The organism is Microvirgula sp. AG722, from assembly GCF_003269145.1.
GTDB lineage: Bacteria > Pseudomonadota > Gammaproteobacteria > Burkholderiales > Aquaspirillaceae > Microvirgula > Microvirgula aerodenitrificans.
Window position 1 is genome coordinate 402801 of sequence record NZ_QLTJ01000001.1, and the last position, 15451, is coordinate 418251.

General features: G+C 61.5%; 10 protein-coding genes. All 10 read right to left on the reverse strand.

The window, feature by feature from the left end; translation table 11 throughout:
* Positions 1–1083 (reverse strand): elongation factor Tu (tuf, locus tag DFO50_RS01890; protein WP_112691945.1); only part of this gene is annotated, 1083 nt, incomplete at its 3' end.
* Between the two features lie 70 nt (positions 1084–1153).
* Positions 1154–3253, reverse strand: coding sequence for an elongation factor G (gene fusA / locus DFO50_RS01895; RefSeq protein WP_028500387.1), 2100 nt, complete (start codon positions 3251–3253; stop codon positions 1154–1156).
* Between the two features lie 30 nt (positions 3254–3283).
* On the reverse strand, positions 3284–3754 hold the full coding sequence (rpsG, locus tag DFO50_RS01900) for a 30S ribosomal protein S7 (RefSeq protein WP_028500388.1): 471 nt from the start codon (positions 3752–3754) through the stop codon (positions 3284–3286).
* A 116-nt stretch (positions 3755–3870) separates the two neighbouring features.
* Positions 3871–4242 carry a 30S ribosomal protein S12 gene (gene rpsL, locus DFO50_RS01905; protein ID WP_028500389.1) on the reverse strand — a complete coding sequence of 124 codons (372 nt, stop codon included), beginning with the start codon at positions 4240–4242 and terminating at the stop codon, positions 3871–3873.
* 143 nt (positions 4243–4385) lie between these two features.
* A complete protein-coding gene (rpoC, locus tag DFO50_RS01910) occupies positions 4386–8591 on the reverse strand; it encodes a DNA-directed RNA polymerase subunit beta' (protein WP_028500390.1) in 4206 nt (1401 codons plus the stop codon).
* A 68-nt stretch (positions 8592–8659) separates the two neighbouring features.
* Complete coding sequence (gene rpoB / locus DFO50_RS01915; RefSeq protein WP_028500391.1) at positions 8660–12832, reverse strand: DNA-directed RNA polymerase subunit beta; 4173 nt, start codon at positions 12830–12832, stop codon at positions 8660–8662.
* A 199-nt stretch (positions 12833–13031) separates the two neighbouring features.
* On the reverse strand, positions 13032–13403 hold the full coding sequence (rplL, locus tag DFO50_RS01920) for a 50S ribosomal protein L7/L12 (RefSeq protein ID WP_028500392.1): 372 nt from the start codon (positions 13401–13403) through the stop codon (positions 13032–13034).
* A 45-nt stretch (positions 13404–13448) separates the two neighbouring features.
* Complete coding sequence (rplJ, locus tag DFO50_RS01925) at positions 13449–13952, reverse strand: 50S ribosomal protein L10 (RefSeq protein WP_028500393.1); 504 nt, start codon at positions 13950–13952, stop codon at positions 13449–13451.
* Positions 13953–14244: 292 nt separating this feature from the next.
* Positions 14245–14946, reverse strand: coding sequence for a 50S ribosomal protein L1 (gene rplA, locus DFO50_RS01930; protein ID WP_028500394.1), 702 nt, complete (start codon positions 14944–14946; stop codon positions 14245–14247).
* On the reverse strand, positions 14946–15377 hold the full coding sequence (gene rplK / locus DFO50_RS01935; protein WP_028500395.1) for a 50S ribosomal protein L11: 432 nt from the start codon (positions 15375–15377) through the stop codon (positions 14946–14948). Before rplK ends, rplA begins: the two co-directional genes overlap by 1 nt.
* Positions 15378–15451 lie beyond the last annotated feature (74 nt).

Genomic DNA, 15451 nt, shown 5'->3' on the forward strand with positions numbered 1-15451 from the left:
GATCGCCACGTTGTCACCCGGCATCACCATTTCCACGCCTTCCGGCAGCGTCACCGCACCGGTCACGTCCGTGGTACGGAAGTAGAACTGCGGACGGTAGCCCTGGAAGAACGGAGTGTGACGGCCGCCTTCTTCCTTGCTCAGCACGTACACTTCAGCGCCGAAGTCGGTATGCGGCGTGATCGAACCCGGCTTTGCCAGCACCTGGCCACGTTCCACGTCTTCACGCTTGGTGCCGCGCAGCAGCACGCCAACGTTGTCGCCGGCCTGACCCTGATCCAGCAGCTTGCGGAACATTTCCACGCCGGTGCAGATGGTCTTCGCCGTCGGCTTCAGGCCAACGATTTCCAGTTCTTCGCCAACCTTGACGATGCCGCGTTCGACGCGACCCGTCACCACCGTGCCGCGACCCGAGATCGAGAACACGTCTTCGATCGGCAGCAGGAACGGCTTGTCAACGGCGCGTTCCGGCGTCGGGATGTAGCTGTCCAGTGCATCAGCCAGGCGGAAGATTGCCGGTTCGCCGATTTCCGACTGGTCACCTTCCAGCGCCTTCAGCGCCGAACCGGTGATGATCGGCAGATCGTCGCCCGGGAAGTCGTAGCTGCTCAGCAGTTCGCGGACTTCCATTTCCACCAGTTCCAGCAGCTCGGCGTCATCAACCATGTCGGCCTTGTTCAGGAACACGATGATGTACGGCACGCCAACCTGACGGGCCAGCAGGATGTGTTCGCGGGTCTGCGGCATCGGGCCGTCAGCGGCCGAGCACACCAGGATCGCGCCGTCCATCTGCGCTGCACCCGTGATCATGTTCTTCACGTAGTCGGCGTGTCCCGGGCAGTCAACGTGCGCGTAGTGACGTGCTTCCGTTTCGTACTCGACGTGAGCGGTGTTGATGGTGATGCCGCGTGCGCGTTCTTCCGGTGCGCTGTCGATGGCTGCGTAATCCTTGGCCTCACCGCCGAACTTCTTCGACAGGATGGTGGTGATTGCTGCAGTCAGCGTGGTCTTGCCATGGTCAACGTGGCCAATCGTGCCGACGTTCACGTGCGGCTTGTTACGTTCAAACTTTTCTTTTGCCATGATGCAAAAATCCTTAATTAAAGAGCGAGGCTAAAAGGGCCGGCGGATAGCCCGCCGGCACACAAGAGACTTATTTCTTCGCAGCCATGATGGCGTCGGCGACGTTGCGCGGGGCTTCCGAGTAGTGCTTGAACTCCATGGAGTACGTGGCACGACCCTGGGTAGCGGAACGCAGGTCGGTCGAGTAGCCGAACATTTCCGACAGCGGCACTTCTGCGCGGACAATCTTGCCGCCCAGGCCGTCGTCGTCCATGCCCTGGACGATACCGCGACGACGACTCAGGTCGCCCATCACGTCGCCCATGTACTCTTCCGGCGTTTCCACTTCCACAGCCATCATCGGTTCGAGGATGACCGGGCTGGCACGGCGCATGGCTTCCTTGAAAGCCATCGAGCCGGCGAGTTCGAACGCGATCTGCGACGAGTCGACATCGTGGTACGAACCGAAGGTCAGGCGCACGGTCACGTCAACCACCGGGAAGCCGGCCAGCACGCCGTTGTTCAGCGTGTTGCGGATACCCTTGTCCACCGACGGGATGAATTCGCGCGGAATCACGCCACCCTTGATTTCGTCGAAGAACTGGTAGCCCTTGCCTTCGCCGGACGGTTCCAGCGTGATCACGGCGTGGCCGTACTGGCCCTTGCCGCCGGACTGCTTGACGTGCTTGCCGTCAACGTCGGTCACCGTCTTGGTGATGGTCTCGCGGTACGCAACCTGCGGGGCACCCACGTTGGCTTCCACGCCGAATTCGCGCTTCATGCGGTCGACGATGATTTCCAGGTGGAGTTCGCCCATGCCCGAAATGATGGTCTGGCCGGATTCTTCGTCGGTACGCACGCGGAACGACGGGTCTTCCTTGGCCAGGCGGTTCAGCGCCACGCCCATTTTTTCCTGGTCGACCTTGGTCTTCGGTTCGACGGCAACGTGAATCACCGGCTCCGGGAATTCCATGCGTTCCAGAATGATCGGCGAGTCGACCGCGCACAGGGTTTCCCCGGTGGTCACGTCCTTCAGGCCGATGGCCGCAGCGATGTCGCCGGCGCGGACTTCTTCCAGTTCGATACGGTCGTTCGCCATCATCTGCACGATGCGGCCGATACGTTCCTTCTTGTCCTTGACCGAGTTCAGCACGGTGTCGCCCGACTGGACCACACCCGAGTACACGCGGAAGAACGTCAGCTGACCGACGAACGGGTCGTTCATCAGCTTGAACGCCAGCGACGAGAACTTCTCGTCGTCCGACGCGTGACGGACAGCCGGTTCGCCGTTCGGCAGTTCGCCGGAGACCGGCGGCACGTCGAGCGGGCTCGGCAGCAGTTCGATCACGGCGTCGAGCATGCGCTGCACGCCCTTGTTCTTGAACGCGGTACCGCACAGCATCGGCTGGATTTCGCAGTTCAGGGTACGGGTACGCAGGCCGGAAACAATTTCCTCTTCAGAGAGCGCGCCCTCTTCCAGGTACTTGTTCATCAGCTCTTCGCTGGCTTCGGCGGCTGCCTCGACCATCTTCTCGCGCCATTCTTCGGCTTCCGCCACCAGTTCGGCCGGGATTTCACCGTATTCGAACTTCATGCCCTGGCTGGCGGTGTCCCAGATGATCGCTTTCATCTTCAGCAGATCGACCACGCCTTCGAAGTGCTCTTCAGCACCGATAGGCACAACGATCGGCACCGGGTTGGCGCGCAGACGCGTTTGCATCTGTTCGACAACGCGGAAGAAGTTCGCGCCCTGGCGGTCCATCTTGTTGACGAAGGCCAGACGCGGCACCTTGTACTTGGTCGCCTGACGCCACACGGTTTCGGACTGCGGCTGAACGCCACCCACCGCGCAGTACACCATCACGGCGCCGTCCAGAACGCGCATGGAACGCTCCACCTCGACGGTGAAGTCGACGTGTCCTGGGGTGTCGATGATGTTGAAGCGGTGTTCCGGGAACTGCAGACCCATGCCCTTCCAGAACGTGGTGGTCGCAGCGGAGGTGATGGTGATGCCACGCTCCTGCTCCTGTTCCATCCAGTCCATGGTGGCTGCGCCATCATGCACTTCACCGATTTTGTGGTTCACACCGGTGTAGAACAGGATGCGTTCGGTCGTCGTCGTCTTGCCGGCGTCGATGTGAGCGGAAATACCGATATTGCGGTACCGCTCGATGGGGGTTTTTCTAGCCACAGCCAAAACCTTTTCAGCAAATAAAGAACGTTAGAAGCGGAAGTGCGAGAACGCCTTGTTCGCTTCGGCCATGCGGTGGACTTCGTCGCGCTTTTTCATCGCGCCGCCACGACCTTCGGCCGCATCCAGCAGTTCGCCGGCGAGACGCAGATCCATCGACTTTTCACCACGCTTGCGCGCAGCTTCGCGCAGCCAGCGCATTGCCAGTGCCAGACGGCGGGCGGGACGGACTTCAACCGGAACCTGGTAGTTGGCACCGCCCACGCGGCGGGATTTGACTTCCACCACCGGCTTCACATTGGCGATAGCGGACGCGAACACTTCAACCGCGTTCTTGCCGCTCTTCTTTTCGATCTGGGACAGAGCGCCGTACACGATGCGTTCGGCAACAGCCTTCTTGCCGTCGATCATCACGACGTTCATGAATTTGGACAGCTCGACGTTACCGAACTTCGGGTCCGGCAGTACGTCGCGCTTGGGGACTTCTCTACGTCTAGGCATAACAACCTCTATTGCTGTGTTCAGTTGAGCGGGTTCGACCCACCCTCGGCCATCCAGAAAGATGACCACTTACTCCGGCAGCGTGTGCCGCCGTCTCTCTCAGTGCGAACGCCGGATTACTTCGGACGCTTGGCACCGTACTTGGAGCGGGACTGTCTGCGATCCTTGACGCCAGCGGTGTCAAGCGAGCCGCGCACGGTGTGGTAGCGCACACCCGGCAAGTCTTTTACGCGACCGCCGCGAATCAGCACGACCGAGTGTTCCTGCAGGTTGTGGCCTTCACCGCCGATGTACGAAATCACTTCGAAACCGTTGGTCAGACGCACCTTGCAGACCTTGCGCAGAGCCGAGTTCGGCTTCTTCGGGGTCGTGGTGTACACACGGGTGCAGACACCGCGCTTTTGCGGGCAGGCTTCAAGTGCCGGCACCTTGCTCGCCACTTTGGCGACCGCACGTCCTTTACGGACGAGTTGGTTGATGGTTGGCATTACTCAGGTTCCTAAATTGTCAAAGGCGGCAACATGCCGCCCACGAAGACGCGCCGGATTATAGAGAACCCCCCGGGCACCGTCAATGAAACATGCCGCCGACCCAACGCAGTACTGCGTTGAATCGGCGGCACTTTTCTTCATCACAGTGCGGAGTGTTCCTGACCGTCCGGGCTTTCGGCCAGGGTTTCGCCAGTCAGCTCGGCGTTGCCAAACGGCTGACGACGGCGATTGCTGTGGTAAGCCAGACCCGTACCTGCAGGGATCAGGCGACCAACGATCACGTTTTCCTTCAAACCGCGCAGATCGTCCTTCTTGCCCATGATCGCGGCTTCGGTCAGCACGCGAGTGGTTTCCTGGAACGATGCCGCCGAGATGAACGAGTCGGTCGACAGCGACGCCTTGGTGATACCGAGCAGCACGTTGTCGTAGCGGGCCGGTTCCTTGTCCTCGGACGCCATCTTGTCGTTGACGTCCAGCACTTCGGAACGTTCGACCTGTTCACCCTGGATGAAGTCGGTGTTGCCCGAGTCGCTGATGACCACGCGACGCAGCATCTGGCGAATGATCACCTCGATGTGCTTGTCGTTGATCTTCACGCCCTGCAGACGATACACCTCCTGCACTTCCTGGACGATGTAGCGGGCCAGCGCTTCGATACCCTGCAGACGCAGGATGTCGTGCGGATCGACCGGACCGTCGACGATCAGTTCGCCGCGGTTCACCACCTGACCGTCGTGGACCAGCACATGCTTGTCCTTCGGAATCAGGGTTTCGTGCGCCACGCCTTCCAGATCGGTGATCACCAGGCGCTGCTTGCCCTTGGTGTCCTTGCCGAACGACACGGTGCCGGTCACGTCGGCCAGCATGCCGGCGTCCTTCGGCGAACGCGCTTCGAACAGCTCGGCCACACGCGGCAGACCACCGGTAATGTCGCGGGTCTTCGACGATTCCTGCGGGATGCGGGCCAGCACTTCACCGACACCCACGTCCTGGCCGTCACGCACGGTAATGATGGCGCCGACCTGGAAGGTGATGTTCACCGGCGTATCCGAGCCGGCCAGTTTCACTTCGTTGCCGCTTTCGTCGAGCAGCTTCACCTGCGGACGCAGCACCTTCGATGCGCTGGCGCGACGCTTCGGGTCAATGACCACCAGCGTGGACAGACCGGTCACATCGTCGACCTGCTTGGCGACGGTGGTGCCTTCCTCGACGTTCTCGAACCGCACGTGACCGGCGTATTCGGTAATGATCGGGCGGGTGTGCGGGTCCCAGGTAGCCAGTACCGTGCCGGCCTTGATCGACTGGCTGTCGGTGACCAGCAGCGTGGCGCCGTACGGAATGTTGTGGCGCTCGCGCTCGCGGCCCTGACGGCCGTCCGGCAGTTCCTCGTGAATCACCACTTCGCCGGAGCGCGCGATGACCACCAGTTCGCCCTTGTCGTTCTTCACGTAGCGCATCTGGCTCGAGAAGCTGACCAGACCGTTCGACTTGGCTTCCACCTGGCTGGCGGCTGCGGCTCGCGACGCGGCACCACCGATGTGGAAGGTACGCATCGTCAGCTGCGTGCCCGGTTCACCGATCGACTGCGCGGCGATCACGCCGACAGCTTCACCGGTGTTGACCAGCTTGCCGCGGCCAAGGTCGCGGCCGTAGCACTTGGCGCACAGACCATAGCGGGTTTCGCAGGTCAGCGGCGTACGCACCTTGATTTCGTCGATGCCGAGGCTGTCGACCAGATCCACGGTGTATTCGTCGAACAGCGTGCCGGCTTCGATGACGGTTTCGCCGGTTGCCGGGTTGACCACGTCGATGGCTGCCACGCGACCGAGAATGCGGTCACGCAGCGCTTCGATCACGTCACCACCCTGCACCACGGCCTTCATCACCGCACCGTTGGTGGTGCCGCAATCGTCGTGCACCACGACCAGATCCTGGGTCACGTCAACCAGACGACGGGTCAGGTAACCGGAGTTTGCCGTCTTCAGCGCCGTATCCGCGAGACCCTTGCGGGCACCGTGAGTCGAGATGAAGTACTGCAGAACGGTCAGACCTTCGCGGAAGTTCGCCGTAATCGGCGTCTCGATGATCGAGCCGTCAGGCTTGGCCATCAGGCCCCGCATACCGGCCAGCTGGCGGATCTGCGCGGCGGAACCCCGGGCGCCCGAGTCGGCCATCATGTAAATCGAGTTGAACGATTCCTGATCGACTTCCTTGCCCTCGCGGTCCAGCACGCGCTGGGTCTTGAGCTCGTCCATCATGGCCTTGGCGACCTGGTCGCCGCAGCGACCCCAGATGTCCACGACCTTGTTGTAGCGCTCGCCCTGGGTCACCAGACCCTGACGGTACTGTTCTTCGATTTCCTTGACTTCCTGCTGCGCGCCGGCGAGCAGGCGTTCCTTCGCCGTCGGTACCAGCATGTCGTCCACGCAGATCGAGATGCCGCCGCGGGTCGAATAGCTGAAACCGGTGTACATCAGCTGGTCGGCGAACACGACCGTGTCCTTGATGCCGCAACGACGGAACGAGACGTTGATGAGCTTGGAGATTTCCTTCTTCTTCAGCGCCTTGTTGATGTGCTCGAACGGCAGGCCCTTCGGCAGGATTTCGGACAGCAGCGCGCGACCGACGGTGGTGTTCACCCGACGGATGACCGGCTGGAATTCGCCCTGTTCGTCCTTTTCCCACTCGCGCAGACGCACGGCAATGCGCGTCCCGAGTTCGACCTGACGGGTTTCGTAGGCGCGGCTCAGCTCGCTGATGCCGGAGAACGACATGCCTTCGCCACGGCCGTTGATCTTGTCGCGGGTCAGGTAGTACAGACCCAGCACGATATCCTGCGACGGCACGATGATCGGCTCGCCGTTGGCCGGCGACAGCACGTTGTTCGAAGCCAGCATCAGCGTGCGGGCTTCCATCTGCGCTTCCAGCGACAGCGGCACGTGAACGGCCATCTGGTCACCGTCGAAGTCGGCGTTGAACGCAGTACATACCAGCGGATGCAGCTGGATGGCCTTGCCTTCGATCAGCACCGGCTCGAATGCCTGGATGCCCAGGCGGTGCAGCGTCGGCGCACGGTTCAGCAGGACCGGATGCTCGCGGATCACGTCTTCGAGGATGTCCCAGACTTCCGGCACTTCCTGTTCGACCAGCTTCTTGGCAGCCTTGATGGTGCTGGCCAGGCCGAGGACTTCCAGTTTGTGGAAGATGAACGGCTTGAACAGTTCCAGCGCCATCTTCTTCGGCAGACCGCACTGATGCAGACGCAGGGTCGGGCCCACGGTAATCACCGAACGACCCGAGTAGTCGACGCGCTTGCCCAGCAGGTTCTGACGGAAGCGGCCGCCCTTGCCCTTGATCATGTCGGCCAGCGACTTCAGCGGGCGCTTGTTGGCGCCGGTCATGGCCTTGCCGCGACGACCGTTGTCCAGCAGTGAGTCGACCGATTCCTGCAGCATGCGCTTTTCGTTGCGCACGATGATTTCCGGCGCGCGCAGCTCCAGCAGCCGCTTGAGGCGGTTGTTGCGGTTGATCACGCGGCGGTACAGGTCGTTCAGGTCGGAGGTCGCGAAACGACCGCCGTCCAGCGGCACCAGCGGGCGCAGTTCCGGCGGCAGCACCGGCAGCACTTCCAGGATCATCCATTCCGGCTTGATGCCGGTACGCTGGAACGCCTCAAGCACCTTCAGGCGCTTGGCGATCTTCTTGATCTTGGTTTCCGAGCCGGTGGCTTCCAGGTCGGCGCGCAGCGTTTCGATCTCGGCATTGATGTCGAGGCTCTTCAGCAGCGAGCGGATACCTTCGGCGCCCATCAGGGCTTCGAATTCGTCACCGTACTCCTCGACCTTGTCGAGGTAGTCTTCTTCGGTCAGCAGCTGCTTCTTCTGCAGCGGCGTCATGCCCGGTTCGGTCACGACGAAGCCTTCGAAGTACAGCACGCGTTCGATGTCGCGCAGCGTCATGTCGAGGACCATGCCCAGACGCGACGGCAGCGACTTCAGGAACCAGATGTGCGCGACCGGGCTGGCCAGCTCGATGTGGCCCATGCGTTCGCGACGCACCTTGCTCAGCGTGACTTCAACGCCGCATTTTTCGCAGATCACGCCGCGATGCTTGAGGCGCTTGTACTTGCCGCACAGGCACTCGTAGTCCTTGATCGGGCCGAAGATGCGGGCGCAGAACAGGCCATCGCGCTCCGGCTTGAAGGTACGGTAGTTGATCGTTTCCGGCTTTTTAACTTCGCCGAACGACCAGGAACGGATTTTGTCCGGCGACGCGATGCCGATCTTGATCGCGTCGAATTCTTCTTCCTGCGTAACTTGCTTGAAGAGGTCGAGCAGAGCTTTCATGTCTTCTCCGGTGAGAAGTGAGGCGTGAGGCGGGGGTGCGAAGCGCACCCGCCCTCACTACTCACGGGTCAGTAACGTTCGAGGTCGATATCGAGACCGAGCGAGCGAATTTCCTTCACCAGCACGTTGAAGGATTCCGGCATGCCGGCATCGATCTTGTGCTCGCCCTTGACGATGTTCTCGTAAACCTTGGTACGGCCGTTCACGTCATCCGACTTCACGGTCAGCATTTCCTGCAGCGTGTAGGCGGCGCCGTAAGCTTCCAGTGCCCACACTTCCATTTCACCGAAGCGCTGGCCACCGAACTGGGCTTTACCACCCAGCGGCTGCTGGGTCACCAGGCTGTACGGACCGGTCGAACGCGCGTGCATCTTGTCATCGACCAGGTGATGCAGCTTCAGGAAGTGCATCACGCCGACGGTGACCTTGCGGTCGAAGGCTTCGCCCGAGCGGCCGTCGAACAGCGTCATCTGCGTCTTCGAGCCGTTGAAGTCCAGCAGCTGGGTACGCGGATCGTCGTTCGGGTAGGCCAGTTCCAGCATCGCGCGGATTTCCGCTTCCTTGGCGCCGTCGAACACCGGCGTCGAGAACGGCATGCCGCGACGCAGGTTGTGCGCCAGATGCAGGATTTCCTTGTCGGTCAGGCTGGCGATGTCTTCCGGCTTGCCGCTGGAGTTGTAGATCTTGTCGATGTACGAACGGATGTCCGCCACCGCGCGCTCTTCCTTCAGCATCTTGTCGAACTGCTGGCCGATACCCTTGCCCGCCCAGCCGAGGTGGACTTCGAGAATCTGACCGATGTTCATGCGCGACGGCACGCCCAGCGGGTTCAGCACGATGTCGACCGGCGTGCCATCCGCCATGTACGGCATGTCTTCGACCGGCAGGATCTTCGACACCACACCCTTGTTACCGTGACGGCCGGCCATCTTGTCGCCCGGCTGCAGGCGGCGCTTGACGGCGATGTACACCTTGACCATCTTCTGCACGCCCGGCGGCAGTTCGTCGCCCTGGGTCAGCTTGCGCTTCTTGTCTTCGAACTTGAGGTCGAATTCTTCGCGCTTCTGCGACAGCGATTCCTTCATCAGCTCGAGCTGCTTGGCCACGTCCTCGTCCGTCATGCGGATGTCGAACCAGTCATGCTTGCTCAGCAGGCCGGTCAGGTACTCGAGGTCGATCACGGTGCCCTTGGCCAGACGCTTCGGACCGCCGTTGGCAGCCTTGCCGATGATCAGGCGTTCGATACGATCGAAGGCGTCGTTCTCGAAAATGCGCAGCTGGTCGTTCAGGTCCTGGCGATAGCGCTTCAGCTCGGCGTCGATGATCGACTGCGCGCGCTTGTCACGCTCGATGCCTTCGCGGGTGAACACCTGCACGTCGATGACGGTACCGCTCATGCCGGTCGGCACGCGCAGCGAGGTGTCCTTCACGTCGCTGGCCTTCTCGCCGAAGATCGCGCGCAGCAGCTTTTCTTCCGGCGTCAGCTGGGTTTCGCCCTTCGGCGTGACCTTGCCCACCAGCACGTCGCCGGCTTCGACTTCCGCACCGATGTACACGATGCCGGCTTCATCAAGACGGCCCTGCATGCGTTCGCTCAGGTTCGGGATGTCGCGGGTGATTTCTTCCGGCCCGAGCTTGGTGTCGCGGGCGACAACCGACAGTTCTTCGATGTGGATCGACGTGTAGCGGTCGTCGGACACGACGCGCTCGCTGATCAGCACCGAGTCTTCATAGTTGTAGCCGTTCCACGGCATGAAGGCGATGGTCATGTTCTGACCGAGCGCCAGCTCGCCGAGGTCGGTCGAGGCACCGTCGGCGATCACGTCGCCACGGGCCACGATGTCGCCCACATTCACCAGCGGACGCTGGTTGATGTTGGTGTTCTGGTTGGAACGGGTGTACTTGACCAGGTTGTAGATGTCGACGCCAACTTCACCGGCGACGGCTTCTTCGTCATTCACGCGGATCACGACGCGGGTCGCATCGACATAGTCGACGATACCGCCGCGGTCAGCAGCAATGGCGGTGCCCGAGTCGACGGCCACGGCGCGTTCGATACCGGTGCCGACGAACGGCTTCTCGGCACGCAGGCAAGGCACGGCCTGCCGCTGCATGTTGGCACCCATCAATGCGCGGTTCGCATCGTCATGCTCGAGGAACGGGATCAGCGAGGCGGCGACGGACACGACCTGGCTGGTCGCCACGTCCATGTACTGGACGCGGTCCGGCGTCGACAGGATGGTTTCACCCTTTTCGCGGCTGGTCACCAGTTCGTCGATCAGCTTGCCTTCGCTGTCCAGCGTGGCGTTGGCCTGGGCGATGACGTAGCGGCCTTCCTCGATGGCCGACAGGTAATCGATCTGGTCGGTAACCTTGCCGTCCACGACCTTGCGGTACGGGGTTTCCAGGAAGCCGTACGCATTGGTACGGGCATAGATCGACAGCGAGTTGATCAGGCCGATGTTCGGGCCTTCCGGCGTTTCGATCGGGCACACACGGCCGTAGTGGGTCGGGTGCACGTCGCGGACTTCAAAGCCGGCGCGTTCGCGGGTCAGACCGCCCGGGCCAAGGGCCGACACGCGCCGCTTGTGGGTGATTTCCGACAGCGGGTTGGTCTGGTCCATGAACTGGGACAGCTGCGAGGAACCGAAGAATTCCTTGATCGCGGCCGACACCGGCTTGGCGTTGATCAGGTCGTGCGGCATCAGGTTGTCGCTCTCGGCCTGATTCAGACGTTCCTTGACCGCGCGTTCGACGCGCACCAGACCGGCACGGAACTGGTTTTCCGCCAGTTCGCCAACCGAACGCACGCGACGGTTGCCGAGGTGATCGATATCGTCCACTTCGCCGCGGCCGTTGCGCAGCTCGGTCAGCAGCATGATCACGGCGACGATGTCGTCGGTGACCAGCGTGCCCGGGCCGGTGTCGTCATGCGGGCCGACGCGTTCGTAGAACTTGCGGATCCAGCCCGGCGACTTCTCGTCCAGCTTGTCGCTGTAGGCGCGGCGGTTGAACTTCATCCGGCCGACGCGCGACAGGTCATAGCTGTCTTCGTTGAAGAACAGGCGCTGGAACAGGGCTTCGACGGCTTCTTCCGTCGGCGGTTCGCCCGGGCGCATCATGCGGTAGATGGCGACGCGAGCCGACAGCTGGTCCTGGATGTCGTCGGTGCGCATGGTCTGGGCGATGTAGCCGCCATGATCCAGCTCGTTGACGAACAGCACTTCGACCCGCTCGATTTCGGCCATGGCCAGCTTGGCGAGGATTTCTTCGGTGATTTCCTCGTTGGCGCGCGCGATCACTTCACCGGTATCGGTGTTGACCACGTTCTTGGCCAGGAACTTGCCCAGCAGCACGTCGGCCGGCATTTCCAGCCGTGTGATGCCCGCCTGCGCGATGTCGCGAATGGTCTTGGCGGTAATGCGCTTGTCTTTTTGCGCCAGCACCTTGCCGTCCGGACCGACGATGTCCAGCTTCGCCACTTCGCCCTTCAGGCGTTCCGGCACCACTTCGATGAACACGCCATTCTTGGTCAGGTAGAAGATGTCGGTATCGTAGAATTCGTTCAGGATCCGTTCTTCGCTGTAGCCGAGCGCCTTCAGCAGCGTCGACACCGGCATCTTGCGACGACGGTCGATACGGAAGAACAGCTGGTCCTTCGGGTCGAATTCAAAGTCGAGCCACGAGCCGCGGTACGGAATGATCCGGGCCGAGAACAGCAGCTTGCCCGAGCTGTGGGTCTTGCCCTTGTCGTGCTCGAAGAACACGCCCGGGCTGCGGTGCAGCTGGGAGACGATGACACGTTCGGTACCGTTGATGATGAACGAGCCGTTCTGCGTCATCAGCGGGATTTCGCCCATGTAGACGTCATTCTCGCGGACTTCCTTCACCACCGGCTTGGAGGACTCTTTGTCGAGAATGGTCAGGCGGATGCGCGCACGCAGCGGTGCGGCGTAGGTAATGCCGCGCAGCTGGCATTCCGGCACGTCGAACGGCGGATCGCCCAGCACATAGTGGGCGAAGTCGAGCCGTGCATAGCCGTTGTTACTGACGATCGGGAAGATCGAGCGGAATGCCGCTTCAAGGCCCCCGTTTTCACGCTTGTCGTACTGCACGCCGAGCTGCAGGAACTCGGAGTACGAATCGATTTGCGTCGCCAGCAGGAAGGGGACGTCGAGAACGGTTTCGCGCTTCGCAAAGCTCTTGCGAATCCGCTTTTTCTCAGTAAACGAATAACTCATAGAGTCTCCATCGAGGTAGGTGGCGCAAGGAATCAAGTCAAAGGTCAACAGCCAAGCGGCCACATTTGAATGCTGACGTTTGACGGCTTGCTGGAGGCAAGCGTGATGCCCGGTCCTGTCAAAGATCACGCGCCGGTCACAAGCGCAATGAGGCCGGCGGATTTCTCCGCCAGCCTCCCAATCGTCGATTATTCGACGATTACTTCATTTCGGCCTTCGCGCCGGCTTCGATCAGCTGCTTCACCAGTGCTTCGGCGTCGGCCTTCGAAACGGCTTCCTTCACGGTCTTCGGCGCGCCGTCGACCATGTCCTTGGCTTCCTTCAGGCCCAGGCCGGTGATGGCGCGGACAACCTTGATCACGCCAACCTTGTTGTCGCCGGCTGCGTTCAGCACGACGTCGAACTCGGTCTTTTCTTCAGCGGCAGCAGCGCCAGCGCCGGCCGGAGCGGCAACGGCCATGGCAGCGGCGGACACGCCGAACTTTTCTTCGAACGCCTTGACCAGGTCGTTCAGTTCCATGACGGTCATGCCGCCAACGGCTTCGAGGATGTTTTCTTGGGTGATAGCCATGTCAAATAGCTCCTGAAATGGGGTAGATTTTTTGAGTGCGGAAAATCAGGCTGCGGCTTCTTCGCCCTGCTTCTGTGCAGCGACGGCGGCCAGGACGCGGGCCATGCCCGAGACCGGTGCCTGCATGACGCCCAGCAGCATTGCAAGAAGTTCTTCGCGGCTCGGGATCGAAGCGAGTTGTTGCACGGCGGCGGCGTCAAGCACCTTGCCATCGTACGCACCAGCCTTGATCGAGATTTTCTGATCGACCTTTGCGAAGTCGTTCAGCACCTTGGCAGCAGCAACGGCATCTTCAGAGATGCTGTAGACCAGCGGACCGACCATTTGCTCGGCAAGACCCTCGAACGGGGTGCCGGCAACGGCGCGACGTGCCAGCGTGTTCTTCAGAACACGCAGGAACACGCCCTTCTCGCGTGCTTGCGCACGGAGCTTGGTCATGCTGCTAACCTCGATGCCACGGTATTCGGCGATGACAATGGTCTGAGCTTTCGCAACTTCCGCTGCGATCTCGGCCACTACCGCCTTTTTGTCGTCAAGATTGAGACTCAAGGTCTGCTCTCCTAGCATTGAGGACAACGGAACATCCGGCAAGCCAGACATTCCACGTTTCAACGGCGACCTTCATTCAGGAGACATTTCGTTCCCTCCGCGAACGGGGGGAGGAGTAAAACCTGTGTTCGGGTACACCATCTGCGTAGGACCCCGCTTTTGGCAAGGATTAAACCCGGAGGTTCCTACGGTCTTTGACAATCCGGCACAAGTGCCGGCCCAAAGCCCAGCTTCGTGACCAGCCGGAAAACCGGCTGGCCGCGAAATGGCGGGATTGCTCCCGCCGTGTTCTTTACGCTTGCGCGACCAGAGTGGTCTGGTCAACGCGAACGCCAACGCCCATCGTGCTCGAGACGGCAACCTTCTTCAGGTACACGCCCTTCGCGGCAGCCGGCTTGGCCTTTTGCAGCGCTTCGATCAGCGCGCTCAGGTTTTCACGCAGCGCTTCGGCGTCGAACGACGCACGGCCGATGGTCGAGTGGATGATACCGGCCTTGTCGGTACGGTACTGAACCTGACCGGCCTTGGCGTTCTTGACCGCTTCGGCAACGTTCGGGGTCACGGTACCGACCTTCGGGTTCGGCATCAGGCCACGCGGGCCGAGGATCTGGCCCAGTTGACCGACGATACGCATCGCGTCCGGCGAGGCGATCACGACGTCAAAGTCGAGATTGCCGGCCTTGACCTGTTCGGCCAGGTCTTCGAAACCGACGATGTCGGCGCCGGCGGCCTTGGCGGCCTCGGCATTCGCGCCCTGGGTGAACACGGCAACGCGAACCGACTTGCCGGTACCACGCGGCAGCACGACCGAGCCGCGAACGACCTGGTCGGACTTGCGCGGATCGACGCCGAGGTTCACGGCCACGTCGACGGATTCGTCGAACTTGGCGGTGGCGGCACCCTTGACCAGCGCGATGGCTTCGTCAACGGTGTACAGCTTGTTGCGGTCTACCGTCGCCTTCAGCGCGGCCAGACGTTTGGAAACCTTGGCCATTACACGCCCTCCACGTCGATACCCATGCTGCGAGCCGAACCGGCGATGATACGGACGGCGGCGTCCATATTGGCGGCGGTCAGGTCAGGCTGCTTGGTCTTGGCGATTTCTTCCAGTTGGGCGCGCGTCAGCTTGCCGACCTTGTCGGTATGCGGCTTCGGGCTGCCCTTCTGAATCCCTGCGGCCTTCTTGATCAGAATGGTCGCCGGCGGCGTCTTCATGATGAAGGTGAAGGACTTGTCCGCGTAGGCGGTGATCACAACCGGAATCGGCAGGCCCGGCTCGACGCCCTGGGTCTGGGCGTTGAACGCCTTGCAGAATTCCATGATGTTCAGGCCACGCTGACCCAGAGCCGGACCGATCGGGGGCGACGGGTTGGCTTTGCCAGCGGGCACTTGCAGCTTGATATAGCCGACAATCTTCTTTGCCACGATTTAACTCCTGATGGGTCGTAACGCGGACCGCTCGGTCCGCTGCCCGGTTTGCGGACATCGACACGATGTCC

Excerpts from the sequence above, each read along its gene's own strand:
- rpoB (WP_028500391.1), bottom strand. The coding sequence starts at position 12,832 with ATGAGTTATTCGTTTACTGAGAAAAAGCGGATTCGCAAGAGCTTTGCG.
- rpsG (WP_028500388.1), bottom strand. The coding sequence starts at position 3,754 with ATGCCTAGACGTAGAGAAGTCCCCAAGCGCGACGTACTGCCGGACCCG.
- rpoC (WP_028500390.1), bottom strand. The coding sequence starts at position 8,591 with ATGAAAGCTCTGCTCGACCTCTTCAAGCAAGTTACGCAGGAAGAAGAA.
- rplA (WP_028500394.1), bottom strand. The coding sequence starts at position 14,946 with ATGGCCAAGGTTTCCAAACGTCTGGCCGCGCTGAAGGCGACGGTAGAC.
- rplL (WP_028500392.1), bottom strand. The coding sequence starts at position 13,403 with ATGGCTATCACCCAAGAAAACATCCTCGAAGCCGTTGGCGGCATGACC.
- rpsL (WP_028500389.1), bottom strand. The coding sequence starts at position 4,242 with ATGCCAACCATCAACCAACTCGTCCGTAAAGGACGTGCGGTCGCCAAA.